Annotated in this window: 22 protein-coding genes; 12 read left to right on the top strand and 10 right to left on the bottom strand. The window is 71.0% G+C overall.

Annotation, left to right across the window (positions count from 1 at the left end):
* Window positions 1-202 precede the first annotated feature (202 nt).
* Together ACH4TG_RS04870 and ACH4TG_RS04875 are read right to left on the bottom strand one after the other, a co-directional pair.
* Window positions 203-1,285, bottom strand: a complete 1,083-nt coding sequence (locus ACH4TG_RS04870) for an inositol-3-phosphate synthase (protein WP_398240724.1) — start codon at window positions 1,283-1,285, stop codon at window positions 203-205.
* A 23-nt stretch (window positions 1,286-1,308) separates the two neighbouring features.
* Complete coding sequence (locus tag ACH4TG_RS04875; protein ID WP_398240725.1) at window positions 1,309-1,950, bottom strand: helix-turn-helix transcriptional regulator; 642 nt, start codon at window positions 1,948-1,950, stop codon at window positions 1,309-1,311.
* 793 nt (window positions 1,951-2,743) lie between these two features.
* On the opposite strand from ACH4TG_RS04875, the gene ACH4TG_RS04880 reads away from it, so the two are divergent.
* Window positions 2,744-5,083 (top strand): transglycosylase domain-containing protein, encoded by a 2,340-nt coding sequence (locus ACH4TG_RS04880; protein WP_398240726.1) that lies wholly within the window; start codon window positions 2,744-2,746, stop codon window positions 5,081-5,083.
* 103 nt (window positions 5,084-5,186) lie between these two features.
* Entirely contained in the window at window positions 5,187-6,647 is a 1,461-nt protein-coding gene (locus tag ACH4TG_RS04885; protein WP_398240727.1) for a glycosyltransferase family 87 protein, read from the top strand.
* 88 nt (window positions 6,648-6,735) lie between these two features.
* Here the strand turns inward: ACH4TG_RS04885 and ACH4TG_RS04890 are convergent, their stop codons facing one another.
* The 3 genes from ACH4TG_RS04890 to ACH4TG_RS04900 all read right to left on the bottom strand — a co-directional run bounded on the left by ACH4TG_RS04890 (window position 6,736) and on the right by ACH4TG_RS04900 (window position 9,385).
* Window positions 6,736-7,776 (bottom strand): alanine racemase, encoded by a 1,041-nt coding sequence (locus ACH4TG_RS04890; RefSeq protein ID WP_398240728.1) that lies wholly within the window; start codon window positions 7,774-7,776, stop codon window positions 6,736-6,738.
* A 36-nt stretch (window positions 7,777-7,812) separates the two neighbouring features.
* Entirely contained in the window at window positions 7,813-8,934 is a 1,122-nt protein-coding gene (locus tag ACH4TG_RS04895) for a lipid II:glycine glycyltransferase FemX (RefSeq protein WP_398240729.1), read from the bottom strand.
* A 142-nt stretch (window positions 8,935-9,076) separates the two neighbouring features.
* Window positions 9,077-9,385, bottom strand: a complete 309-nt coding sequence (locus ACH4TG_RS04900; protein WP_398240730.1) for a hypothetical protein — start codon at window positions 9,383-9,385, stop codon at window positions 9,077-9,079.
* A 311-nt stretch (window positions 9,386-9,696) separates the two neighbouring features.
* Between ACH4TG_RS04900 and rpsF the strand changes: the two genes are divergently transcribed.
* The 4 genes from rpsF to rplI are packed head-to-tail and all read left to right on the top strand — an operon-like array spanning window position 9,697 to window position 11,377.
* A complete protein-coding gene (rpsF, locus tag ACH4TG_RS04905) occupies window positions 9,697-9,987 on the top strand; it encodes a 30S ribosomal protein S6 (protein WP_398240731.1) in 291 nt (96 codons plus the stop codon).
* A 57-nt stretch (window positions 9,988-10,044) separates the two neighbouring features.
* Window positions 10,045-10,638, top strand: a complete 594-nt coding sequence (locus ACH4TG_RS04910; RefSeq protein WP_398240732.1) for a single-stranded DNA-binding protein — start codon at window positions 10,045-10,047, stop codon at window positions 10,636-10,638.
* A gap of 41 nt (window positions 10,639-10,679) precedes the next feature.
* Window positions 10,680-10,916, top strand: coding sequence for a 30S ribosomal protein S18 (gene rpsR / locus ACH4TG_RS04915; protein ID WP_031512678.1), 237 nt, complete (start codon window positions 10,680-10,682; stop codon window positions 10,914-10,916).
* An 11-nt stretch (window positions 10,917-10,927) separates the two neighbouring features.
* On the top strand, window positions 10,928-11,377 hold the full coding sequence (gene rplI, locus ACH4TG_RS04920; protein ID WP_398240733.1) for a 50S ribosomal protein L9: 450 nt from the start codon (window positions 10,928-10,930) through the stop codon (window positions 11,375-11,377).
* A gap of 155 nt (window positions 11,378-11,532) precedes the next feature.
* On the opposite strand, the gene ACH4TG_RS04925 is transcribed toward rplI, so the two are convergent.
* Complete coding sequence (locus ACH4TG_RS04925) at window positions 11,533-12,975, bottom strand: MATE family efflux transporter (protein WP_398240734.1); 1,443 nt, start codon at window positions 12,973-12,975, stop codon at window positions 11,533-11,535.
* A 531-nt stretch (window positions 12,976-13,506) separates the two neighbouring features.
* Here ACH4TG_RS04925 and dnaB point away from each other — a divergent pair.
* The gene (dnaB, locus tag ACH4TG_RS04930; protein WP_398240735.1) at window positions 13,507-14,964 is read left to right on the top strand and encodes a replicative DNA helicase; all 1,458 of its coding nucleotides are present in this window, start codon (window positions 13,507-13,509) and stop codon (window positions 14,962-14,964) included.
* A 22-nt stretch (window positions 14,965-14,986) separates the two neighbouring features.
* Here the strand turns inward: dnaB and ACH4TG_RS04935 are convergent, their stop codons facing one another.
* The gene (locus tag ACH4TG_RS04935) at window positions 14,987-15,553 is read right to left on the bottom strand and encodes a dihydrofolate reductase family protein (RefSeq protein WP_398240736.1); all 567 of its coding nucleotides are present in this window, start codon (window positions 15,551-15,553) and stop codon (window positions 14,987-14,989) included.
* Window positions 15,554-15,691: 138 nt separating this feature from the next.
* Here ACH4TG_RS04935 and ACH4TG_RS04940 point away from each other — a divergent pair, with 138 nt between their 5' ends.
* The 5 genes from ACH4TG_RS04940 (at window position 15,692) to ACH4TG_RS04960 (ending at window position 20,125) form a co-directional block, all read left to right on the top strand.
* A complete protein-coding gene (locus ACH4TG_RS04940) occupies window positions 15,692-15,856 on the top strand; it encodes a hypothetical protein (RefSeq protein WP_398240737.1) in 165 nt (54 codons plus the stop codon).
* A gap of 432 nt (window positions 15,857-16,288) precedes the next feature.
* Entirely contained in the window at window positions 16,289-17,086 is a 798-nt protein-coding gene (locus ACH4TG_RS04945; RefSeq protein ID WP_398240738.1) for an ABC transporter ATP-binding protein, read from the top strand.
* The gene (locus tag ACH4TG_RS04950; RefSeq protein ID WP_398240739.1) at window positions 17,083-18,438 is read left to right on the top strand and encodes an FtsX-like permease family protein; all 1,356 of its coding nucleotides are present in this window, start codon (window positions 17,083-17,085) and stop codon (window positions 18,436-18,438) included. Before ACH4TG_RS04945 ends, ACH4TG_RS04950 begins: the two co-directional genes overlap by 4 nt.
* Window positions 18,435-19,523 carry a sensor histidine kinase gene (locus ACH4TG_RS04955; protein WP_398240740.1) on the top strand — a complete coding sequence of 363 codons (1,089 nt, stop codon included), beginning with the start codon at window positions 18,435-18,437 and terminating at the stop codon, window positions 19,521-19,523. Before ACH4TG_RS04950 ends, ACH4TG_RS04955 begins: the two co-directional genes overlap by 4 nt.
* The gene (locus ACH4TG_RS04960; protein ID WP_398240741.1) at window positions 19,475-20,125 is read left to right on the top strand and encodes a LuxR C-terminal-related transcriptional regulator; all 651 of its coding nucleotides are present in this window, start codon (window positions 19,475-19,477) and stop codon (window positions 20,123-20,125) included. Before ACH4TG_RS04955 ends, ACH4TG_RS04960 begins: the two co-directional genes overlap by 49 nt.
* Window positions 20,126-20,158: 33 nt before the next feature.
* On the opposite strand, the gene ACH4TG_RS04965 is transcribed toward ACH4TG_RS04960, so the two are convergent.
* The 3 genes from ACH4TG_RS04965 to ACH4TG_RS04975 all read right to left on the bottom strand — a co-directional run bounded on the left by ACH4TG_RS04965 (window position 20,159) and on the right by ACH4TG_RS04975 (window position 24,933).
* On the bottom strand, window positions 20,159-20,530 hold the full coding sequence (locus tag ACH4TG_RS04965) for a VOC family protein (RefSeq protein WP_398240742.1): 372 nt from the start codon (window positions 20,528-20,530) through the stop codon (window positions 20,159-20,161).
* A gap of 328 nt (window positions 20,531-20,858) precedes the next feature.
* Entirely contained in the window at window positions 20,859-21,608 is a 750-nt protein-coding gene (locus ACH4TG_RS04970) for a nucleotidyltransferase (protein WP_398240743.1), read from the bottom strand.
* An 82-nt stretch (window positions 21,609-21,690) separates the two neighbouring features.
* On the bottom strand, window positions 21,691-24,933 hold the full coding sequence (locus ACH4TG_RS04975; RefSeq protein WP_398241182.1) for a discoidin domain-containing protein: 3,243 nt from the start codon (window positions 24,931-24,933) through the stop codon (window positions 21,691-21,693).
* Window positions 24,934-25,163: the final 230 nt, after the last annotated feature.

Genomic DNA, 25,163 nt, shown 5'->3' on the forward strand with positions numbered 1-25,163 from the left:
GGGTACCGCCCCCCCCCGCGAATATTGGCCCCCCCCACCCCGCCGCGTTCGTCCCCCAAAACCTCTCCCCCCCCCCCCGGGCCGCGGGGGGGGGCCCCCGCCCCCCCCCCCGCCCCCCCCCGCCGGCGGTTCTCCGTCGCAAACGACGGTCCGGTCAGCGACCGGTACTACTGGAGGTGCGGTGAGCGGTCGGGCGACCGGTTCAGCGCTCGACCTCGCCGCGGATGAACTTCTCGACGGCCTCGCGGGCCTCGTCGTCGAAGTACTGGACCGGCGGGGACTTCATGAAGTACGAGGACGCCGACAGGATCGGGCCGCCGATGCCGCGGTCCTTGGCGATCTTCGCCGCGCGCACCGCGTCGATGATGACACCCGCGGAGTTCGGGGAGTCCCAGACCTCCAGCTTGTACTCCAGGTTCAGCGGGACGTCGCCGAACGCACGGCCCTCGAGGCGGACGTAGGCCCACTTGCGGTCGTCGAGCCAGGCCACGTAGTCGGACGGGCCGATGTGGACGTTCTTGGCGCCCAGCTCGCGGTCCGGGATCTGCGAGGTGACGGCCTGCGTCTTGGAGATCTTCTTGGACTCCAGGCGCTCGCGCTCGAGCATGTTCTTGAAGTCCATGTTGCCGCCGACGTTCAGCTGCATGGTGCGCTCGAGGATGACACCGCGGTCCTCGAAGAGCTTCGCCAGCACGCGGTGCGTGATGGTGGCGCCCACCTGGGACTTGATGTCGTCGCCGACGATCGGCACACCGGCCTCGGTGAACTTGTCCGCCCACTCCTTGGTGCCGGCGATGAAGACCGGGAGGGCGTTGACGAACGCGACCTTGGCGTCGATGGCGCACTGGGCGTAGAACTTCGCCGCCCCCTCGGAGCCGACCGGCAGGTAGCAGACCAGGACGTCGACCTTGCGGTCCTTGAGGATCTGGACCACGTCGACCGGGGTCTCGGGGGACTCCTCGATCGTCTCGCGGTAGTACTTGCCGAGGCCGTCGAGGGTGTGGCCGCGCTGAACGGTCACGCCGGTCTGCGGCACGTCGGCGATCTTGATGGTGTTGTTCTCGCTGGCGCCGATGGCGTCCGCCAGGTCGAGGCCGACCTTCTTCGCGTCGACATCGAAGGCGGCCACGAACTCGACGTCACGCACGTGGTAGTCGCCGAACTGCACGTGCATGAGACCAGGCACCTTGCTGTCCGGGTCGGCGTCCTTGTAGTACTCGACACCCTGCACCAGCGACGTGGCACAGTTGCCGACGCCAACGATGGCTACGCGAACCGAACCCATACCGGTTGCTCCTTGTGAAATCGTCACGCGGTTCCCCGGTCCCCGGGTCGGCCGCCGTTCTCTTGGTTGTTGTCGTTGTCGTCCCGCCCGGTGGCCGTCCGCTCGGTGCGTCCGGACCGTTCGGTCTCGATCAGCTCGTTGAGCCAGCGGACCTCGCGCTCCACCGATTCCATGCCGTGCCGCTGCAACTCGAGCGTGTAGTCGTCGAGCCGCTCGCGGGTGCGCGCCAGCGAGGCGCGCATCTTCTCCAGGCGTTCCTCCAGGCGGGTGCGCCGCCCTTCGAGGACGCGCATCCTGACGTCCTTCGACGTCTGGCCGAAGAAGGCGAAACGAGCAGCGAAGTGCTCGTCCTCCCAGGCGTCGGGGCCGGAGTGGGCCAGGAGCTCCTCGAAGTGCTCCTTGCCCGCGGCCGTCAGCCGGTAGACGATCTTCGCCCGGCGGCCGGCCAGGGGGGCGGCGTGCGGATCGATGTCCGCGGCCGTCTCCTCGATCAGCCACCCCTGGGTGACCAGCGTCTTCAGGCAGGGGTACAGCGTCCCGTAACTGAAGGCGCGGAACACTCCGAGCGAGGTGTTGAGCCGCTTGCGCAGCTCATAACCGTGCATCGGGGACTCGCGCAGCAGACCGAGAACCGCGAACTCGAGGATTCCGGAGCGCTTGCTCAATGCTGCGATCCCATCGTCTCCTCGTTCACGTATCGAGCTGCCTGCTGGCGCTCGCCCCGGCCTGGTGAGCGTGTTCAGCATGTTCTTCCCAGACCGTCTCGACTCGATGTATCGAGTCGATACATCGCGACGATAGAACGGAGTGAGACATCGCGCAAGGCGCGGCTTGGTGACCGGTGTCACATCCTCAAACCTGTGACCCGTCGCCCGCCCGATATGTGCCGGATCTTCGGATCGTGGATCTTTTGCGCGTGCGTACTCTGTTCGCCATGCAGAGCGCCGGGAACCTCCGGACGCCGGGAGGCGTCCTGATCCTTGGTGCGGTGCGACTTGACACGGTCGCACGCAGGGGGACCCGATCGACTGTCACCGAAGCCTTCAGGCGATCCCGCCTGTCGAGGAGTAGCTGTTCATGAGCGAGCACCGTCGCAAGCCGCCGCAGTCGCCGCCCCCCGGCGGCGGCCGCGCTGCCGCCCGGCGCGGGGGACAGCAGCCGGCGCCCCCTCCCTCCGGCGGCCGGCGCGCCGCAGGCGGCCCCCCACTCGGTGGACCCAGCGGCACACCCGCTGGATCCCCCAGCGGCCCCCGCCCCGAGGAGGAGCCCTACCAGGGGCGCGCCGCGGCGCGGCGGGCCGCCCAGGACCGCGGCGGCGGCCGACGACGGGCCGCGAACCCCTCGGGCCCCGGATCGCGGGGGCCGGCGGGCAGAGCCGGGCGAGGACCCGCGCGGCGGCCCGGCAAGAAACGGTTCATCGACTACCCGCGCTTCGACAAGGACGGCTGGCGTCACTGGATGCCGTCCTGGCGCCAGGTGACGGCCGTGTGCATCGGCTTCTTCGGTGCGCTCGTCGGCGTGATCGGTGTCGCCTACGCCATGGTGAGCGTCCCCGACGTCAACCTGGCGGCCAAGGCGCAGAACAACGTCTACTACTGGGCCGACGGCACCCCGATGATCGCCACCGGCGGCGAGAACAGCGTCAACCGCCAGATCATCACGATCGACGAGATCCCCAAGGCCATGCAGGACGCGGTGGTCTCGGCCGAGAACAAGACGTTCTGGTCGGACAAGGGCGTCGACCCGATGGGCATCACCCGCGCCATCTACAACATGGCCCGCGGGGGTGAGACCCAGGGCGGTTCGACGATCACCCAGCAGTACGTGAAGAACACCCGGCTCGACCAGCAGCAGACGTTCAGCCGCAAGTTCAAGGAGCTGTTCATCTCCATAAAGGTCGGCGCGACCATGAAGAAGTCCGACATCATGGCCGGCTACCTGAACACCTCCTACTTCGGCCGCGGCGCCTACGGCATCCAGGCCGCGGCCCGCACGTACTACGGCGTCAACGCCATCCAGCTCAAGCCCAGCCAGTGCGCCTTCCTCGCCGCGCTCCTCAAGGGCCCCACGTACTTCGACCCGGCCGGCAACACGGACGTCGACCCGACGGCCACTCCGGCGAACAACCTGAAGAACTCCAAGGAGCGCTGGGCCTGGATCCTCGACCAGGAGGTCAAGGACGGGAAGATGACGGCGGCCGACCGGGCGAAGATCACCGCGTACCCGATGCCGCAGGCGCCGAAGAAGAACGCGCAGATGGCGGGGCAGATCGGCTACCTGGTCGAGCTGGCCAAGCACTACGTGCTGAACAACAAGGTGCTCACCGACGACCAGCTCACCCAGGGCGGTTACCAGATCTACACCACCTTCCAGAAGCCCAAGGTGGATGCCCTGGAAGCCGCAGTGAAGAAGGTGCAGAAGCAGTACATCAAGCCCGGCGGCACCCACATGGACAACGGTGAGGACGTCGACAAGTTCGTGCAGTTCGGCGGTGCGTCCGTCAACCCCAAGGACGGCGCCATCGAGGCCATCTACGGCGGCACGGACTACACGAAGCACTTCACCAACAACGCGGACGAGACCGGTGCGCAGGTCGGATCGACCTTCAAGCCCTTCGTGCTCGCCGCGGCGATGACCGACGGTGTCCGCGACCCCAAACTCGGGGCGGACCAGAGCGACGACAGCCGGCAGAAGGTCTCGCCGGACAGCGTGTTCAGCGGTAAGAACAAGCAGCAGATCATGGACTACAACGGCAAGCCGTGGCTCAACAACGACGGCCAGCCGTGGTTCCAGCCCAACGACGACGGCGACAACCTGCCGCGGGTCACCCTGCGCGAGGCCCTCGACAAGTCGCTCAACGCCCCCTTCGTCCAGCTCGGCGTGGACGTGGGCACGGACAGGGTGTACCAGGCCGCGCTCAAGGCCGGCCTGGTCCCCAGCGCGTCGAACGCGCTGAAGGACTACAAGAACAGCGCCACGTACTCCATCGGCACCTCGTCGCCCAGCGCGATCCGGATGGCCGGGGCGTACGCGACCTTCGACAACCACGGGGAGCAGAACGACCCGTACTCGGTGTCGAAGGTGCTGCACCAGGGCGAGAACGTCTACCAGCACAAGGCGAAGACCAAGGTGGCCTTCGACGCCAACGTCGCCGACACGATCACCGGGATGCTCACCGACGTGATCAAGAAGGGCACCGGTACCACGGCCCAGCTGCCCGACGGGCGGCCCGCGGCCGGCAAGACCGGTACCACCGACGACAACAAGTCGGCCTGGTTCGACGGCTACACCCCGCAGCTGTCCACGTCGATCGTGATGTACCGGCGCGACGACCAGACGCACATCGACAAGAAGACCGGCAAGGCGCTCAACAACCCCTTCCTGAAGATGTACGGAACGGGTGGCGCGGCGAAGATCCACGGTAACTCCTTCCCGGCGCAGATCTGGAAGGACTACATGAGCGTGGCGCTCAAGGGCCAGCCGCAGACCGCGTTCGAGAAGCCGTCCGGTGACGTCGGCGAAGTGGTCTACGGCAACGTCAAGAGCCCGACGCCGCCCCCGACCGCCACCACGCCGACGGCCCCGGTCACCACGCCGATGACCACGCCGCCCACGACGCCGCCGACCAGCCCGTCCTGGACGCCGCCGACCAACCCCACGCCGAGCGACACGCCGACGACGCCGTGCTTCCCGTGGGATACCAACTGCAACAACACCGGATCGCCGACACCGACCGGCACCAGCACCACACCGGGCAACGGTCCGCCCACGAAGCACACCAAGGGCCCGGGCGGCTGACCGACGCCACTCGGCACAGCCCGCGCGGCACGGTGGAGCCCCTGCGACGAATCGTCGTCGCAGGGGCTCTCGCGTACACAGCCCGGTACGGCAGGATGGCGCCATGACGAGCGTGCGCTACCGCGAAGAGGACGACCGGCGAGAGGTCCCGGTGCGCCCCACCGACGAGGACCCGGTGGCCGCGTCGGGCAGCGAGATCATCGGCGGCCCGGTCGGCCGGCGGGCCGCCACCGGCGGGCACCGCTGGTGGAACCCGCTGCGGGTGATGGTGCTGGTCGTCATCGGCATGTTCGCGCTCGGCATGGCCCAGAAGGCGTCCTGCTACTCCTCGGCCTGGTTCAAGGCCGGCGACCCGCAGTACATCCACGCCTGCTACTCCGACATCCCGCACCTGTACGCGCAGCGCGGCTTCGCCTCGGACCTGGTGCCGTACTTCGACCGCATCCCCGACACCGTCAGCGGGTCCGGGACCCTGCACTACCTCGAGTACCCGGTGCTGACCGGCCTGTTCATGGAGGTCGCCTCCTGGGTGACCCCGCACGGCTCGCCCCAGCACAGCGCACAGGCGTACTGGATCGCCAACTCCGCGATGCTGATGGTGTGCGCGGTGGTGCTGGTGGTGTGCCTGGCGCGGACCAACAAGCGGCGGCCCTGGGACGGACTGTTCGTCGCCCTGTCCCCCGCGCTGGCGCTGACCGCGACGATCAACTGGGACCTGTTCGCGGTCGCCCTGGCCGCCGCCGGGATGATGTGCTGGGCCCGCAGCCGGCCGGCGGCCGCCGGTGTGCTGATCGGGCTGGCCACCGCCGCCAAGCTCTACCCCGTCCTGCTGCTGCTCGCCCTGTTCGTGCTGTGCCTGCGGGCCGGACGGCTGCGCTCGTTCGGCGCCGCGCTGGGCGCGGCGATCGCCGCCTGGCTGGTGGTCAACGTGCCGGTGATGCTGCTCGCGCCGCACGGCTGGGCGGAGTTCTACACCTTCAGCCGGACCCGGCCCACGGACTACGGGTCGCTGTGGCTGATCATCGCCGAGCGCGCCGGCAACCCGCTCGACGGCGTCAACGCCTACGCCACGGCGGTCATGCTGCTGCTGTGCGCGGGGGTGGCGGCGCTGGCCCTGTACGCGCCGCGCCGCCCGCGGATCGGCCAGCTGGCCTTCCTGGTGGTGGCCGCGCTGGTGCTGAGCAACAAGGTCTACTCGCCGCAGTACGTGCTCTGGCTGCTCCCGCTGGCGGTGCTGGCCCGGCCGCGCTGGCGCGACCTGCTGATCTGGCAGGGCGCCGAGGTGCTCTACTTCCTCGGCATCTGGATGCGGCTGGCGTACGTCACCGGCACCAAGCACCACGGCCTGACCGCCGACGCCTACCACCTGGCCATCGCCGTGCACCTGCTGGGCGTGCTGTACCTGTGCGCCATGGTTGTGCGGGACATCCTCCTGCCGCAGCACGACGTGCTGCGGCAGGACGGCTCGGACGACCCGGCGGGCGGCGTGCTGGACGGCGCTCAGGACGTGTTCGTGCTCGGCCCGGCGCCGCACGAGCCCAAGCACGCCGCGCACGCCGCCTGATGGCGCCCCCCTGAGTCAGCACATGTAAGGCCCGCCATCAGAGGATGGCGGGCCTTACACATGAGGTCCTGCGGACCCGAGGTGCGGGTCAGGCGGGCTGCCGGTCCACGACCCGGTCGACCTGCGTCGTGGTGTGCCGCAGGTGCGCCACCAGCTCGTCGCCCACGGCGGGCGGGGCCACGTCGCCGGGCAGGAACAGGATCGACACCTGCATGTGCGGCGGCTCGGCGAACCACCGCTGCTTGCCCGCCCACACGAACGGGGACAGGTTGCGGTTGACGGTCGCCAGGCCGGCCCGGGCCACGCCCTTGGCCCGCGGCATCAGGCCGTGCAGCGCCTTCGGCGCCTCCAGGCCCACCCCGTGCGAGGTGCCGCCCGCGACGACCACCAGGTGCCCGTCGGCGGCCGCCTTCTCCTGCCGGTAGCCGTAGCGCTCGCCCTTGGCGATGCGGGTGACGTCGAGCACCGCGCCGCGGTACTCGGTCGCGTCGTGGTCGCCCAGCCACATCAGGGTGCCGATCCTGGCGCGGAACCGGGTCTGCGGGAACTGCTGCTGCAGCGCGGCCAGCTCGGTCGCCTTCAGGTGGCTGACGAACAGGGTGTGCAGCGGCAGCCGGGCCGCCCGCAGCCGCTCCATCCAGGTGAAGACCTCCTCCACCGCGTCGCTGCCGTCGGTGCGGTCCAGCGGCAGGTGGATGGCGAAGCCCTCCAGCCGGACGTCGTCGATCGCGGTGTGCAGCTTGACCAGGTCGTCCTCGGCGACGCCGTGCCGCCGCATCGAGCTCATCACCTCGATGACGACCCGCGCGCCGACCAGGCCGCGGACGCCCTCCACCGAGGACACCGAGCGGATCGCCCGGTCCGGCAGCGGCACCGGCTCCTCGCCGAGGCGGTAGGGCGTGAGGACCAGCAGGTCGCCGCTGAAGTAGTCCTTGATGCGCGCTGCCTCGTAGGTCGTGCCCACGGCCAGCATGTCGGCGCCGAGCCGCGTCGCCTCGTCGGCGAGACGCTCATGGCCGAAGCCGTAGCCGTTCCCCTTGCAGACAGGCACGATGCCCGGGAACTGCTCGGCCACGGAGCGATGGTGGGCACGCCAGCGCGTGGAGTCGACGTACAGAGTGAGCGCCATGGCCTGGTCTGGACCTTCCTTGTGCGAGTCGGCCGGTCAGCGACGCGACATGTAGATGTCGAGCGCCTTGTGCAGCAGCTTGTTGAGCGGGAAATCCCACTCGCCCAAGTATTCGGCAGCCTGGCCGCCGGTGCCCACCTTGAACTGGATAAGTCCGAACAGATGGTCGGTCTCGTCCAGGGAGTCACTGATGCCGCGCAGATCGTAGACGCTCGCGCCCATCTGGTACGCGTCGCTCAGCATCCGCCACTGCATCGCGTTCGACGGACGCACCTCGCGCTTGTGGTTCGCGGAGGCGCCGTAGGAGTACCAGACATGGCGGCCGACCGTGAGCATGGTGGCCGCCGCGACGGCCTCGCCCTCGTGGACGGCCAGGTAGAGCCGCATCCGCTGCGGGTCCTCGCCGTTGAGCGTGGTCCACATGCGCTGGAAGTACGACAGCGGGCGCGGCCGGAAGTGGTCGCGCTCGGCGGTGATCTCGTACAGCTGCTGCCAGACCGGCAGGTCGTCGTAGCCGCCCTGGACCACCTGGACGCCGGCCTTCTCGGCCTTCTTGATGTTGCGGCGCCACAGCTGGTTGAAGTTCTTCTGGATGTCCTCCAGCGAACGGTTCTCCAGCGGGACCTGGTAGACGTACCGCGGCTGGACGTCGCCGAAGCCCGCGCCGCCGTCCTCGCCCTGCTGCCAGCCCATGCGGCGCAGCCGGTCGGCGACCTCGAAGGCGCGCGGCTCGATGAAGGTGGCCTCCACGTCCCGCAGGCGCTTGACGTCGGGGTCGGCGATGCCGGCCTTGACCGCGGTCGCGTCCCACCTGCGGATGATGACCGGGGGGCCCATCTTGACGGTGAAGGCGCCCTTGGACTTCAGGTGGCTGAGCATCGGCTGCAGCCACTCCTCCAGGTTCGGCGCGTACCAGTTGATCACCGGGCCCTCGGGCAGGTACGCCAGGTACCGCTTCACCTTGGGGATCTGCCGGTACAGGACCAGGCCGGCGCCCACCAGCTGACCGGTCCTGTCATCGAACCAGCCGAGGTTCTCCGACCGCCACTCGTTCTTCACATCAGCCCATGCCGGGACCTGGCAGTGGCTCGCCGACGGCAGGCTCTGGATGTACGCCAGGTGCTGCTCGCGGCTGATGGTCCTCAGGGTCAGGCTCATGCGGGGCGCTCCCCATGCTCACGACTGCGGGCTTACTGGCCCGAAGCCTACTTGCGCACAGGGAGCGCCGCAGCCATGGACCGAGGGTCCTTCTCTTACCACTGGTACTGCCGGGTACTGCGTGCCGGTGCCGGCCGGACGGCTAGTAGAGGCCGCCGTGCGCGATGCCGAGGTAGAAGCCGAGTGCGGCCATCCCCAGGGCGATGACCAGGACGAACCGCTCCGCCGTGGTCGCCGAGATGAACTGGCCGTAGCCGCCGGTGAGGATGCCGGCGAGGCCGGTCCAGGAGCTGACCGCGTGCAGGAAGTGGAACCCTGCCGTGACCACCGAGATGACGCCGAGCACCACGGTGACGGCGACCAGCGTGTTCTCCAGCGGATGCGGCTGGCCGTCGGTGTTGAAGGTGAAGTGGTGGGTTCGCTGAGGGGTCCGTTCCGCATGCTGTGCCATGGGGCACCTCCGTGACGGAGTCGTGGCGCGGTGTAGCGCACTACACACCCGATGTGTACAGATTGCGGGCATTAGGGACCGGATTTCAACCCGGGGGACCAGCCCGGGTAGTCTGTACGGTCTGCGACGGTGTCTGCGTGGATGCCCGGGGCCAGCCGGATCGGTGGGGCTCGGGCGACACTGGCCCGCCGGCGGCGTCCCGATGAGCCGTCCGCGTTGTCAGTGCCCCGCGTTACCGTTGCGACGCAAGCACAAACCCTCCTGCCACGGAAACGCCGTGGCCGCTGAGTCCAAAGGAGGTGGGTTCCACTATGCGTCACTACGAGCTCATGCTCATTCTCGACCCCGATCTCGAGGAGCGCGCTGTCTCCCCGCTGATCGAGTCCTTCCTGTCCGTCGTCCGCAACGGCGGCGGCAGCGTGGAGAAGGTCGACACCTGGGGCCGTCGTCGTCTCGCCTACGAGATCAACAAGAAGCCCGAGGGCATCTACTCGGTCGTCGACCTCAAGGCCACGCCTGAGGTCATCAAGGAGCTCGACCGTCAGCTCAACCTGAACGAGTCGGTGCTGCGGACCAAGGTCCTCCGTCCGGAACTGCACTAGTCCGGACTTCGAGTAGCAGTCACCAGCACTGCCCACAGTCAGTCGAGAGGTCATCCCATGGCAGGCGAGACCGTCATCACCGTCGTCGGCAATCTCGTCGACGACCCCGAACTGCGCTTCACGCCGTCCGGTGCGGCGGTCGCGAAGTTCCGTGTCGCGTCGACTCCCCGCACCTTCGACCGCCAGACGAACGAGTGGAAGGACGGCGAGAGCCTCTTCCTCACGTGCTCGGTCTGGCGGCAGGCGGCGGAGAACGTCGCCGAGTCGCTCCAGCGGGGCATGCGCGTCATCGTGCAGGGCCGGCTGAAGCAGCGGTCCTACGAGGACCGTGACGGCGTCAAGCGGACGGTCTACGAACTGGACGTCGACGAGGTGGGCGCCAGCCTGCGCAGCGCGACGGCCAAGGTCACCAAAACCAGTGGTGGCGGCGGTCGTGGCGGCCAGCAGGGCGGCGGTTACGGAGGCGGCGGTCAGGGCGGCCAGGGCGGCAACTGGGGCGGCGGTCCCAGCGGCGGCCAGGGCGGCGGCGCTCCCGCCGACGACCCGTGGGCGACCAGCGCACCGGCCGGCGGCGGCCAGGGCGGTGGAGGCAACTGGGGCGGCGGCTCCGGTTCCTCCGGAGGCGGCTACTCGGACGAGCCGCCCTTCTAAGGGCGGACCCTCACACTTCTTGATCGCATAGGAGAAACACGATGGCGAAGCCGCCCCCGCGCAAGCCGAAGAAGAAGGTCTGCGCGTTCTGCAAGGACAAGACCGTGTACGTGGACTACAAGGACACCAACATGCTGCGGAAGTTCATTTCCGACCGCGGCAAGATCCGTGCCCGCCGCGTGACCGGCAACTGCACCCAGCACCAGCGTGACGTCGCCACGGCTGTGAAGAACAGCCGTGAGATGGCACTGCTGCCGTACACCTCGACCGCTCGCTAAGGGAGGGTGACATGTCGAAGATCATCCTCACCAACGAGGTCAGCGGCCTCGGTGCCGCCGGCGACATCGTCGACGTCAAGCCGGGCTACGCCCGCAACTACCTGATCCCGCGTGGCTTCGCCATCGCGTGGACCAAGGGTGGCGAGAAGGACGTCGAGCAGATCCGCCGTGCCCGTCGCATCCGCGAGATCCACTCGCTCGAGGACGCCAACGCCGTCAAGGCCCAGCTGCAGTCCGTCAGGGTCAAGCTGAGCACCCGCGCCGGCGACACCGGGCGCCTCTTCGGGTCCATCACCCCGGCCGACATCGCTGCGGCGATCAAGACCGCGGGTGGCCCGGCGGTGGACAAGCGCCGTGTCGAGGTCGGTTCGCCGATCAAGACGCTCGGCGCGCACAAGGTCTCGGTGCGCCTGCACCCCGAGGTCGAGGCTGTCCTCGACGTCGAGGTCGTCGCGGCGTAACGCGGCATTTGTTCCACGTGGAACATGGGCCGGCTCCCCGGAAACGGGGGGCCGGCCCTTTCGCTTGCGCGGCTCGCTTGTGGGGCTTGCTTGTGCCGCGAGGCCGAGGGGTGGGGGCTTCGGGCCCCTGCTGCCCCGGTCAGCGTGTGGCTTGGTCAGCGCGTGGCGCCGGTGACGACCCAGCGGCCGGACCGGGTCCGCAGCCACAGGGCCGCGAGCCGGGTGGCCATCATCAGCGTCAGCGCTCCCCACAAGGCCGCCAGGCCGGCGCCCAGGGCGGGCACGGCCAGCGCGGCCGGGGCGAAGACCGCCAGGGTGACCAGCATCGACCAGGCCAGGTAGGGCCCGTCGCCCGCGCCCATCAGCACGCCGTCGAGCACGCACACCACCCCGGTGACCGGCAGCCCCACGGCCACGACCAGCAGCGCAGCGGAGAGCGCGTGCTGCACGGCGGGATCGGAGCTGAAGATCGGCCCGATCAGGGGCCGGCCGAGCGCGACCAGCAGCCCCAGCACCACCCCGCAGGCCACCCCCCACTCGATCATGCGGCGGCAGGCGGCCCGCGCCCCCGCGGCGTCGTCCGCGCCGAGGTAGCGGCCGATGATGGCCTGGCCCGCGATGGCGATGGCGTCGAGCGCGAACGCCAGCAGCGACCAGACGGTGAGGGTGATCTGGTGGGCGGCGATGGCCGTGTCACCGAGCCGGGCGGCCACCGCGGTGGCGAGCAGCAGCATCGCCCGCAGGCTGATCGTCCTGACCAGCAGCGGTGCACCGGCCCGGGCGCAGGCGCGGATGCCGGCCGCGTCGGGGCGCAGCAGCGCACGCCAGTCGGCAGGGCCCGCGCCCGTGCGGGCGGCGCCGGCATGCGCACCGGCCTGCCGGCGGATGCCGCGCACCACCACCCACAGGTAGACCGCGGCCATCCCGTTCTGGGCGATGACCGTGCCCCACGCGGAGCCGGCGATGCCCAGGCCGGCCCCGTACACCAGCGAGACGTTGAGCGCGGCGTTGGCGGTGAAGCCGCCGACGGCCACGAAGAGCGGGGTGCGGGTGTCCTGCAGCCCGCGGAGCACGCCGGTGGCGGCCAGCACCACCAGCATCGCGGGGATGCCGAGGGCGCTGATCCGCAGGTACGTGGTGGCGTACGGGGCCGCGTTGGCGGACGCGCCGGACAGATCGGCCAGCGCGGCGGCGGCCGGCAGCACCGCCGCCACCACCACGGCGCCGAGCAGCAGGGCGAGCCAGATGCCGTCGACGCCCTGGCGCAGGGCCGCTGTCAGGTCCCCGGCGCCGACCCGGCGGGCGACGGCGGCAGTGGTCGCGTAGGCGAGGAAGACGAAGACGTTGACGGCGGTGGTCAGCAGCGCGGCGGCGACGCCGAGCCCGGCGAGCTGGGTGGTGCCGAGGTGGCCGACGATCGCGCTGTCGACCATGACGAAGAGCGGTTCGGCCACCAGGGCGCCGAACGCGGGCAGGGCGAGGGCGAGGATCTCGCGGTCGTGGCGCGACGGTCCGGCGGGTCCGGCCGGGCTCGTGGAACCCGGGGACGCCGGCGCATCCGGGCCGGCTGCGGAGCGCGCGGGGCCCGCTGAGCGCATGCCGGGAAGGCGCCTCGACCGCTTGCGCAGCGGTGGCGCGGAGGGCGCTGGGGAGGGCGGTCCGGGGGACGGTTCCGAGGGGGTGGTGGCCGCGTTCACAGGATCAGCATAATCGTCCACAGGTAAGAGGTGCAGGCATAAACTGCTCATTACGCTCGACTGCGTAGAGTGATCTCCTCCGCGTCGTTTGTCGTGATCTTGATCCCGGGGCGAAAGTTTTTCTCCTGCACAGGCTATGGATGAAGAACTCCCAGGTCAGAGGCGACCTGACTCGCGAGTCACCCACTTGTCCACAGCGCTGTCCCAAGGGCTGTACACAGGTTGGGGGCAGTTCTCCACAGGTATGCCGCGCTCATCCACACCCCCTGTGGATAACGAGGTTGGTGCGACTCCTCCGGGGGCCTACCGTGGACCGTCCCCCGACGCGCCGAATACGGAAGTCGGGTGGCTCAGTTGTCATCAGCCGTGCCGTGAAAGAGTGGCACGCACGCGGTCCCGGCGGACCGGCCGGACGGGAGGGAGGTGGCGGTCATGAGCCAGCCCGAACCCATGGACGGCCCGTGGCACGACTCCCCGCCGGACGGCCCGCAGCCGGTCAGCCAGTTCCGCAAGAAGGGCTCCCAAGGGCCTGGTGACGACGGGCGGTTCACCGAGGGCGGCGGCGGCTTCGAGCGGGTCCCGCCGCAGGACCTGGACGCCGAGCAGTCCGTACTGGGCGGCATGCTGCTGTCCAAGGACGCCATCGCCGACGTCGTCGAGGTGCTCAAGGGCCAGGACTTCTACCGGCCGGCGCACGAGACGATCTACAGCGCGATCCTCGACCTGTACGCGCGCGGCGAGCCCGCCGACCCCATCACCACGTCCGCCGAACTCACCAAGCGCGGCGAGATCGCCCGCGTCGGCGGCACCCCGTACCTGCACACCCTCGTCAACGCGGTGCCCACCGCCGCCAACGCCGAGTACTACGCCGAGATCGTCCACGAACGCGCCGTCCTGCGGCGGCTGGTGGAGGCCGGCACCCGCATCACCCAGATGGGGTACGCCGCGGACGGCGACGTCGACGACATCGTCAACAACGCGCAGGCCGAGATCTACGCGGTCACCGAGCAGCGCACCTCCGAGGACTACCTGCCGCTCAGCGACATCATGGAGGGCGCGCTCGACGAGATCGAGGCGATCGGCTCGCGCAGCGGCCAGATGTCCGGTGTACCGACCGGCTTCACCGACCTCGACTCCCTCACCAACGGCCTGCACCCGGGCCAGATGATCGTCATCGCCGCCCGCCCGGCGATGGGCAAGTCCACGCTCGCGCTGGATTTCGCGCGCGCCTGCTCGATCGCCAACAAGATGCCCAGCGTCATCTTCTCGCTGGAGATGGGGCGCAACGAGATCGCGATGCGCCTGCTGTCGGCGGAGGCGCGCGTCGCGCTGCACCACATGCGGTCGGGCACGATGACCGACGACGACTGGACCAAGGTCGCGCGCCGGATGTCGGACGTGACCGAGGCACCGCTCTACATCGACGACTCGCCGAACCTGTCGATGATGGAGATCCGGGCCAAGTGCCGCCGCCTGAAGCAGCGGAACGACCTGCGGCTGGTCGTCATCGACTACCTCCAGCTGATGCAGTCCGGCGGCTCGCGCCGTCCGGAGTCGCGGCAGCAGGAGGTCTCGGACATGTCCCGTAACCTCAAGCTGCTCGCCAAGGAGCTGGAGGTCCCGGTGATCGCGCTCTCGCAGCTGAACCGTGGCCCGGAGCAGCGCACCGACAAGAAGCCGATGGTCTCCGACCTCCGCGAGTCCGGATCCATCGAGCAGGACGCCGACATGGTCATCCTGCTCCACCGCGAGGACGCCTACGAGAAGGAGTCCCCGCGCGCCGGCGAGGCCGACCTCATCGTCGCCAAGCACCGCAACGGCCCCACCGCCACCATCACCGTGGCCTTCCAGGGCCACTACTCCCGCTTCGTGGACATGGCCCAGACCTGATCCCGGCCGCGCGGGAAGCTGCTCAGCGCCTCGTCTCGTACCTGGTCATGACCACGCCGCCGGGAAGCGTCCGCGTCTCCACCAGGTTCAGGTTCACCCAGCTGTCCAGCGCGGTGAAGAACGGCGTGCCGCCGCCCACCAGGACCGGGTGGGTGGCGATCAGGTACTCGTCGATCAGCCCGGCGCGCATGGCCGCCGCGGCGAGTGTTGCGCCGCCGATGGTCATGGGACTGCCGTCCTCGGCCTTGAGCCGGGTGATCTCGGCGATCGCGTCGCCGGTGACCAGGCGGGTGTTCCAGTCGACCGTGTCGATCGTCGAGGAGAACACCACCTTGGGCGTGTCCCGCCAGTTCTCCGCGAACGCGATCTCCGCCGGGGTGGCGCCGGGCCGCTGGTCGCCGGTCGGCCAGTAGGAGCTCATCGTCTGCCACAGCTTGCGCCCGTACAGCGTCAGGCCGCTCGCCTGCTCCTGGTCGAGCCACCACTGGAACAGTTCGTCGCTCGGCGGTCCGCTCCAGCCGATGTCGTCGCCGACCGCGGCAATGTAGCCGTCCAGGGTCAGGTTCATGCCGTAGATCAGTTTCCGCATGGCGCCGCCTTCCGTCCGTGGGTGTCCGGCGTTAGGACCGGCGCGGCGCGGGAAACTCATCGGTGCGCGTTCCGGGTTCGCCGATGAGCCCCGTGCTCGGGGCTCGGCCGCCGCAACCGCGGGGAGTAGAAAGGGAGGATGGGTAGGCAGGCGGTCGTCGTGCTCTACGTGCTCGCGCTGGTAGCCGTCGTGGTGGGCGTGGACGTCCTCTTCTTTCGCCACCACTTCTGGGAGCGCCTGATGGTGAACGTCGGGATCGTCCTGGTCTTCGGGGCGTTCTATCTGCGGTTCCTGAAGCGTTGACGGGCGGCGGGGAGCGGGAGGCGGTGGTGCCGCCGGCCGTCATCCTCGGGATCGACGACCTGCGGGCGCTGAGGCGCTGGGACCACCGGGTGCGGCGGGCGACCGCTTAGCGGCTGCGTGAGGGCGACGGATCCGTGGCGCCTCGGCTTGCGCCCCTCCGATGGCCTGGGTCCGCCCGGGTGCCACGCGCGGCCTCCGGCCGCCCCCGCTCCGGTTCTGGCCCCCAGAGGGTGGGGTTTTCTGTAGGTGGGCGACGGGATGCTGGTGCCATGTCCCCTGCTCCGCGTCCTCCGTAGTTTCGAAGGCACCGGAAAGCACGGCCCTCCGGGGGAACTCCCCGGGCACGGGGCCGGGGAGTTTCCGGGGCCCGCCGGGGCTCGCCCGGCACGGTCCGGCAGATGGCCGGCGAGGACGAGGGACGAGGGGACGACGATGCACGGGGTGACGACGCTGGGGCCGCCGCGCAGCGGCGAGGCGCTGCGGCTGGAATCGCTGACGAAGGTGTACGAGGGGGCCTCGCGGCCGGTGACCGCGCTCGACGCGGTGTCGCTGACCCTCCCCGCGGGGAGCTTCACCTCGGTGATGGGCCCGTCGGGCTCGGGCAAGAGCACCCTGCTGCGGTGCGCGGCGGGGCTGGACGCCCCGACGTCGGGCCGGGTCCACGTGGGCGGTGAGGAGCTGCCGGTCGGCGCCGAGGCCGCGGTGACCCGGTTCCGCCGGGGCCGCGTCGGCTTCGTGTTCCAGCAGTACAACCTGATCCCGTATCTGACGGTGGCGCAGAACGTGACGCTGCCGCAGCGGCTCGCCGGGCGCCGCCCCGCCCGCAAGGAGTCCGCGACGGTGCTCGGCCTGCTGGGCATCGGCGACCTGGCCGACCGGCTGCCCGCCGAGCTGTCCGGCGGCCAGCAGCAACGGGTGGCGATCGCCCGGGCGCTGGTGAGCCGGCCCGCGGTGCTGTTCGCGGACGAGCCGACCGGTGCGCTCGACACGGCGAGCGGCCGCCAGGTGCTGGACCTGCTCCAGGAGGCGGTGCGGGAGTTCGGCCAGACCGTGGTGATGGTGACCCACGATCCGGTCGCGGCGGCCCGTGCGCAGGCGGTGGTGTTCCTGGCCGACGGCCGGATCGTGGACCGGCTGGAGGCTCCCGAGGCGGACGAGGTGGCCCGCCGGATGACCGGGCTGGACGAGGCGGCGCGGGCCCGCCGTGCCGGGACGGGGGCGGGACGATGACCGGGCTGGCGCGGGCGTCGGTACGCCACCGCCGGGGCGGATCCGCCGCGACGTTCCTGTCGGTGTTCCTCGGCGCGGCCATCCTGATGGCGTTCGCCTCGCTGCTGGACACCGGCGGCGGCCCGGGCGTCTCGGACACCGACCGTTCGGCGCTGGGCATCATGGCCTCGGTGGTCGGCGGCTGGGGCGCGGTGATCGTGGCCTCGGCGGTGGCCACCACGGTCGCGGTGGCCGCGCGGCAGCGGGCCGGTGAGCTGGCGCTGCTGCGCACGGTGGGGGCCACGCCGGGGCAGGTGACGCGGCTGCTGGTCGGCGAGGTCGCGCTGGTGGGCGTGCTCGGTGTGCTGGCGGCGGTGCCGGTGGGCTACGGCGCGGGGGCCGGGCTGCTGGCGGCGCTGGAGCACTCGGGGCAGATCTCGGACGGCACCGGTTACCGGTTCGGCGGGGCCGCCCTCGGTATCGGGGCGGGCGGCTGCCTGCTGGCGGCGCTGGCGGCGGCGTGGCTGACAGGCCGGCGGTGGGCGCGCCGCTCCGCGCGGAGCGCGCTGGCCGAGGCGTCGGCGGGCGGCCGGCGGATGAGCCGGTTCCGGCGGGTCGCGGGCATCGTGCTGGTCGTCGCCGGCGTCAACTGCGGTGTGACCACGATGACGGTGATGGACGGCAAGCAGATGGCCACGCAGTCGGTGGCGGCCGAGGGCGCCATCCTGTCGTCGCTGGGCTTCGCGCTGCTGGCCCCGCTGCTGCTGCGCGGCGCCACGGCCCTGCTCGCCCCGCTGCTGACCGCGCTGGGCGGTCCGGCCGCGCAGTTGGGCATGCTCGGTGTGCGGCAGCGGCTGCAGCGGGCGGCGACCCCCATGATGCCGATCGTGGTGTGCACGGCGATCTCCACCGGCACCCTGTACATGGAGGCGATCTGGAACGGGGGGCGGCATCCGGCCGCGGCCGACGACAAGGGCACGGAGATGCTGAACTACGTGGTGGTGGGGATGATCGCGGTGTTCGCCGCGGTGATGCTGGTGAACCTGCTGGTGGCCGAGATCGCGGGCCGCCGCGGCGAGTTCGCCCGGTTGCGGCTGACGGGGGCGACGCCGCGGCAGATCCTTCAGCTGGTCGGCGCGGAGACCGCGCTGATGCTGGTGACGGGGGTGGTGTTCGGTTCGGCGGCGGCGCTGCTGACCGTGGTCCCGTACAGCGTGGCGGTCTCGGACCGGGCGCTGCCGGACACCTCGGCCGGGGTGTACGCAGCGGTGGTCGCGGGGGTCGTGGCCCTGACGGTGGCGGCCGGCATGACGGCGACCCGGCGGGCGGTGCGGCTGCCGATGACGGGCGCGCTGCGCGGGGTGGCCCAGTGACGGGGGCCGCGCAGGGGTTCCAGCCGGGGGGTCGGCGTCTGCCGCCGCCCGGCTGGGGCGTTCTCCTGACCGCCCAGGCGCTGCTGGTGGTGGTGGGCGGGCTGGTCACCACCGCGGTGTGGGCGGCCGGGCAGGAGCAGTACTACTGGCCGCGCTGGGTGTGGTTCGGCCTGACGGTGAACGTGGCGGCGCAGTACGCGGTCCGCTGGGGGTTGCGGCGGCCGCGGGGCAGCCGGGCCATCGCGGTGCACGGCGCGCTGACCGCTGTCTACGCCGCGCTGGACGTGGCGGTGTGGGCACTGGCGGGCGGCGGCTGGTTCTGGCCGGGTGCCAGCGTTCCGGCGGCGGTCCTCGCGTGGGTGGCGCACCTGCTGTGGCGGCGCCGGCCGTCGGTGGTCCGGGAGCGGGAGCTGGCCAGCCGGGTCGCGGTGCTCAGCCGGACCCGCAGCAGTGCCCTGGACGTGCAGGCCGCGGAACTCAAGCGGATCGAGCGGGACCTGCACGACGGCGCGCAGGCCCGCATGGTGTCCCTGGCGATGAACCTGGGCCTGGCAAGCGAGTTGCTGTCGCGCGACCCGGACACCGTCGCCGAGTTGCTGGTGGAGGCGCGGGCCACCACGCTGACGGCGCTGGCCGAGCTGCGGACGGTGATGGAGGGGATCCAGCCGCCGGTGCTCGCCGACCGGGGTCTGGTGGGCGCGGTGGAGGCGGTCGCCCTGGACCTGGCGGTGCCGGTGACGGTCACCTCCGAGGTGCCCGGCCGGCTGGAGGCGCCGGTGGAGTCCGCGGTGTACTTCGCGGTCACCGAGTGCCTGGCGAACGTGGTCAAGCACAGCCGGGCGTCCCGGGCGTGGGTCCGCCTGATGCACGCCGGCGATACGCTGACGGTGCTCGTCGGCGACGACGGTTGCGGAGGCGCCGCCCCGGGGGCGGGTACCGGTCTGCGCGGGGTGGTACGGCGGCTGGAGGTCTTCGACGGCGTCCTGGCCGTCGACAGTCCGGCGGGCGGTCCGACCCAGGTGACCATGGAGGTACGGTGCGCGTTGTCATCGCCGAGGATCTCGCCCTCCTCAGGGACGGCCTGACCAGGCTGTTCACGGCGCACGACTTCGAGGTGGCGGCGGCTGTCGGCGATGTCGAGGAGCTGACCCGGGTCCTGGAGACCGAGCAGGTGGACATCGCGGTGGTCGATGTGCGGATGCCCCCGACGTTCACCAACGAGGGCCTGGTGGCCGCGATCGACGCCCGCACCCGCCGGCCCGGACTGCCGGTGCTGGTGCTGAGCCAGTACGTGGAGCAGCTGTACGCACGGGAGTTGCTGCGCTCGGGCGAGGGCGCGATCGGCTATCTGCTCAAGGACCGGGTCGGGAACGTGCCCGACTTCATCGACACGGTGCGCCAGGTGGCGGCCGGTGCGACGGTCCTCGATCCCAAGGTGGTGGCCGCGATGGTGACCCGGCTCGACGGCCGCGAGCCGCTCGCCCGGCTGACCGCCCGGGAGCGCGAGGTGCTGTCCCTGATGGCCCAGGGCCGTTCCAACGCCGGGATCGCCGCGACCCTGTTCGTCACCGAGAACGCGGTGAGCAAGCACATCAACAGCATCTTCACCAAGCTCGACCTGCCGGCCGCCTCCGACGACAACCGGCGGGTCCTCGCGGTCCTGCAGTACCTGCGCGACCCGGAGTGACCCCGGCCGGCCGGTTCGCCGCGGCGCCGCGCTTCAGCTCTTCACCACCACGCAGAACGGGTGCCCCGCCGGGTCGGTGAGGACGCGCCATCCGGCCTCGTCCGGCTGGTCGTCGGGCCTGCCGGCGCCCAGGGCCAGCAGCTCGGCCTCCGCCTCGTCCAGGTCGGCGACCGCGAAGCACAGATGGAGCTGCTGCGGCACCTCCTGGCCCGGCCAGCGGGGCGCGCGGTAGCCGTCGACCCGCTGGAAACCGATGAACAGCCCGTCCTCGCAGGTGACTCCGGCGAACTCGGCGTCGGACTTCGGATGCGGTTCGAGGCCGGTGGCCTGCTGGTAGAACGCGGCGAGCCCGAGCGGGTCGGCGCAGTCGAGGGTGATCGCGGTCAGCTTCATCAGGGGTGGCACGGTGACTCCGTTCGGTCGGTGGGCCGGGGGGCTTCGCGGGCTCTTCCGCGGGGTCGGGCGCGGGCTCGTCCGCAGCGAGGGCGCCCCGGACGTCGTCCACGGCCTCGGCGGGCAGGCATACCGTCAGCGAGATACCGGCCATGGGCCGCTCCCCTCCGCGCGCGGCGGCCCTGTATGCAGTGCCGCCCGGGTGGTCGGGAGCACGCGGGCGCAGGGGCGCCGATGATGTCGTCCGTGAGGCGCAGTCTGGTGGGCGGCCGGCGTGCCGCGCACCCGGGTTATCGGGTGGGGCAGCCGTACACGGCGGGTACGCCGGGCCCTTCGGGTGTCACGGCTGTGCGGCGAGGATGCGGCGGATCGCCCCGCGGGTGAAGGCGCGGGACTGGTGGGCGCGGCGCACGCGTTGGGGGAGGGTCAGGGTTCGCGGGGTGGCGTAGCGGCGGCTGCGGATGTCGTCGACCAGGTCCTGGGGGGCGCCGAGTCCGGGCAGCAGGTCGAGCGCCTCGCCCTTGCTGATCAGGCGTCCGTCGGTGAGGGTGACACGGGCGCGGGCCGTGGTGAGCGCGCCGAGGTCCACCCAGATGTCCTGGAGCCAGCGCCGGGGCCTGGCGGTGGCGGGCAGCCAGAACGTCCGCAGGTCGTGGCGGACGAACGCGGTCAGTTCCGCGTCGGTGGTCGCCGGGAGAACGGCGCTGGGCGGCGGTCCGAACAGGGTGAGGTCGGCGGTGTGCAGCTCGCGCCGGCTGACCGGGGTCACCGGCCGCCGCATCAGCTCCTGGTGGGCCCACGTCAGGTGGCGGACGTCCGCGTCGGCCAGCTCGCCGCGGACCATGTACGAGCAGTGCAGCTTCTCCGCCTGCGGGTCGGCGGCCGCCAGCTCGCGGTGGAGGTCCGTCAGCCGCTGCTGCTGCGCGGTGTCGGCGTCGGAGCCGAGGACGGCGATCATGTCGAGATCGCTGCGGCCGGGCTGGAAGTCCCCCAGGGCCAGGGAGCCGTGGGCCCACAGGGCGTCCAGCGGGACGGTGTCGCGCACCCCGTCGAGAAAACGGTCGAGCAGCGGCTGCACCTCGTCACGCATGGCGTCGACTATGGCACGGGCGCGGGCCGGCCGGGAGGGCGTCTCCCGGCCGGCCCGCGGTGCGAGGCGGCTCAGGCGACCGTCAGGTGACCGTCCACACGAAGGTGGCCGAGCCCGTGGAGCCCGCGGTGTTCCGGGCGGTGACCGTCACCGTGAAGGTGCCCTTGCCTGTGGCCGAGCCGGTGAACCGGCCCGCCGGGCTGAGCGCCAGGCCCGGCGGCAGGCCGGTCGCGGTGTAGGTCGTCCCGGTGGCCGCGTTGGGGTCGAGGACCCAGTCGACCGCGCGGTGCAGCGGGCTGCTCATGCCGTACGGGTTCGGCACGGACAGCTGCGCCGCGGGGCCGGCGGTCGTGGCCGCCGCGGCTCTGGCGGCGGTACCGGCTCCCGAAGTCGCCGGGGCCACCGCCCCGTTGACGGTGGTCGGCACGGTAAGCGTCCCGGACACCGGCAGGTTGCGCGAGGAGTCCCCCAGCAGGATCTGGTAGCTGCCCGCCGCGGTCGTCCAGTTGCCGCTGCCGGTGTTCCAGTACGCCAGGTCGTGCGTGCTGACCGTGAACGTCAGCGTCTGCGACTGGCCCGGGTTCAGCGTGACCCGCTGGAAGCCGCGCAACTGGTGCACCGGCTCACCGGTGGACGCCGGATCGCCGACGTACAGCTGGGCGACGTCCGTTCCGGCCCGCGACCCGGTGTCGGTGACCGTCACATGCACGGTCGAGGTGCTGCCGTTCAGCGCGCCCACCTGCAGGTTGCTGAAGCCGAAGGTGGTGTACGACAGGCCGTACCCGAACGGGAAGAGCGGCGTGATGTTCTTGGCGTCGTACCACTTGTAGCCGACGTTCAGCCCCTCGCTGTACTGCACCTGCCCGTTGGCGCCCGGCCACTGCGCCGGGGTGTTCGCGGGCACGTCGGCCAGCGACTTGGGGAAGGTGACCGGCAGCTTGCCCGACGGGTTGACGTCGCCGAAGATCAGCGCCGCCATCGCGGTGCCGATCTGCTGGCCCGGGTAGAAGGCCTCGAAGACGCCGGCGACCTGGCCCAGCCACGGCATGTTGATCGCCGCGTTGTTGTTCAGCACCACGATGGTGTGCGGGTTCGCCGCCGCGACCTGGGCGATCATGTCGTTCTGGCTGACCGAGCCGCCGCCGTTGTTCGGCAGGTCGAGCGTGGTGGTGTCGTGCTCCTCGTTGCCGTAGTTGTCCGAGGCGTAGACGATCGCGACGTCGGAACTGCGGGCGAGGTCCACCGCCGAGGCCAGGTTGGTCGCGTCGTTGTACTGCACGGTGGTACCGGTGCCGGCGACCCGGTTCTGGATGCCGGTGATCGGCCACACCGTGCCGGGGCTGGTCACCGTGGCGCTGCCCCCGCCGATGGTCTGCACGCCCGCGCCGCCGTCCCAGCCGATCACCGCGATCGAGTGGGTGGTGGAGGTGGACAGCGGCAGGATGCCGTTGTTCTTCAGCAGCACCGCGCCCTCCTCGGCGCCCTGCAGCGCGACCTGCGCGTGGGCCGGGGTGGTGACGGTGGCGTCCTTCGAGCCGCTGGGCGCCTTGTCGAACAGGCCGAAGGCGAAGAACTGGGTGAGCAGCCGACTCACCATGGTGTCCAGCGTGGCCTGGCTGACCGTGCCGCTGGCGACCGCCTGCGCGAGGAAGTCGGCGTAGAAGTACCCGTTGGGCATCTCCACCGTCAGACCGGCGTTGGCGGACTCCACCGTCGAGTGGGTGCCGCCCCAGTCGCTGGTGATGAAGCCGCCGAAGTTCGCCTGCTGGTAGAGCCCGGTGTTCATCAGGTCCGGGTTCTGGCAGGCCGGCACGCTGTTGACCACGCTGTACGCGCACATCGCGGCCGCCGGCGAGCCCTGCTGCACCGCCGCCTGGAAGGCCGGCAGGTACAGCTCCTGCAGGGTGCGCTTGTCGACGACGACCGTGCCCGCCGGGTTCTCGATGTTGTAGACGGCCACGTGCTTCATCTCGGCCATCACGCCCTGGCTCTGGATGCCGCGGATGTCGGCGGCGGCCATCTGCCCGTTGAGGTACGGGTCCTCGCTGAACGTCTCGAAGGACCGGCCCCAGCGCGGGTCGCGGACGATGTTCAGCGTCGGGCCGAGCGCCACCTGGACGCCCTTGCCCGCGAACTCCGCGCCGATCGCCGAGCCGTACTGCTGCTCCAGCGCGGTGTCCCAGGTCGCCGCCGAGGCGTTCGCGGACGGCATCTGCGTGACGCCGCCGAGGCCGTCACCGACGCCGTGCGGCCCGTCCTGCAACCCGATGCTCGGGATGCACAGGGACGGGATGCCGGTGATGTTGCCGATGTACGGCGAGGAGTTGTTGTTGCCGTGCAGGATCGACACCTTCTGCGCGGTGGTCATCTGCGCCATGACCTGGGCGACGCGGGTCGCGACCGGCGCGGTGGAGCCCACCCACGGGCAGTCGCCGTTGCCGCCGCCCGGCGGGGTGCTGGTGCCGCCCGGCGTCAGGATCGTGAACTCCCAGAGCGAGTAGCCGTACTGGGTGGCCCGGACCGTGCCGTACATCCGCACATAGCGGCCGGTGGCGTTGAAGCTCAGGTTCTCCGTGCCGCCCGCGCCGCTGGTCGTGGAGTACACCGTGTGCCAGTCGTTGGCGTTCCCGGTGTCGGAGACCTGGATCTGGTAGGCCTTCGCGTACGCCGTCTCCCAGTTCAGCTGCGCGCCGCACAGGGACTGCGAGGAGCCGAGGTCGACCTGGAGCCACTGCGGGTCGGAGGCCGCGCTGGACCAGCGGGTGCCGGCGTTGCCGTCGAAGGCCGCGGAGGCGGGCGTGCCCGCGTTCTCGGTGGACGAGGCGGTGGCGGGCTTACCCAGGGCGGCCGTGGTGGTGCCGCAGGTGGCCGGCGGGGTGCCGCCGCCGGCTCCGCCGTAGACCTGGAACTCCCAGAGCGAGTAGCCCCATTGGGTGGCCCGCTGGGTGCCGTACATCCGCACGTACCGGCCGGAGCCGGAGACCGCCAGGGTCTGGGTGCCGCCGGTGCCGGTCGTGGTCGAGTACAGCGTGTTCCACGTGGAACCGTCGTCGGACGCCTGGATCTGGAAGGCCGTCGCGTAGGCCGTCTCCCAGGTGAGCACGACCTGGGTGAGGGGCTGACTGGACCCGAGGTCCACCTGGAGCCACTGCGGATCGGCGGCCAGGCTCGACCAGCGGGTCCCGGGATCGCCGTCCACGGCGGCGCTCGGCGTGAACGCGTCCTGCACCGAGGAGGCGGTGGCCGGCTTGCCCTGCGAGAGCAGGGTCGGCGTGTCCGCGTGGGAGGAGGTCGGTGCGAGTGAGAGGTAGACCGAGGCGATCATCGCCAGGGTGAGCAGGAGAACGCCGTGGGGGGATCGTCGGAAACGTTTACGGCCAGGCAGGAGGTCGCGTGGGGTGACCCTCATGTCGTGGGCTCCTCTGTCGGAAGTCGGCTCCGGGTGGGGGGTGAACCGTGCGCTGTCGTGCTGAGAGCGCTCTCTGACCGACGAGATATGTACGCCCGCGCTGAGGGGGTGTCAACCTTTCTCACAACAGCGGGGCTGGTGGGAGC

Source organism: Streptomyces sp. NPDC020917, assembly GCF_044333795.1.
GTDB lineage: Bacteria > Actinomycetota > Actinomycetes > Streptomycetales > Streptomycetaceae > Actinacidiphila.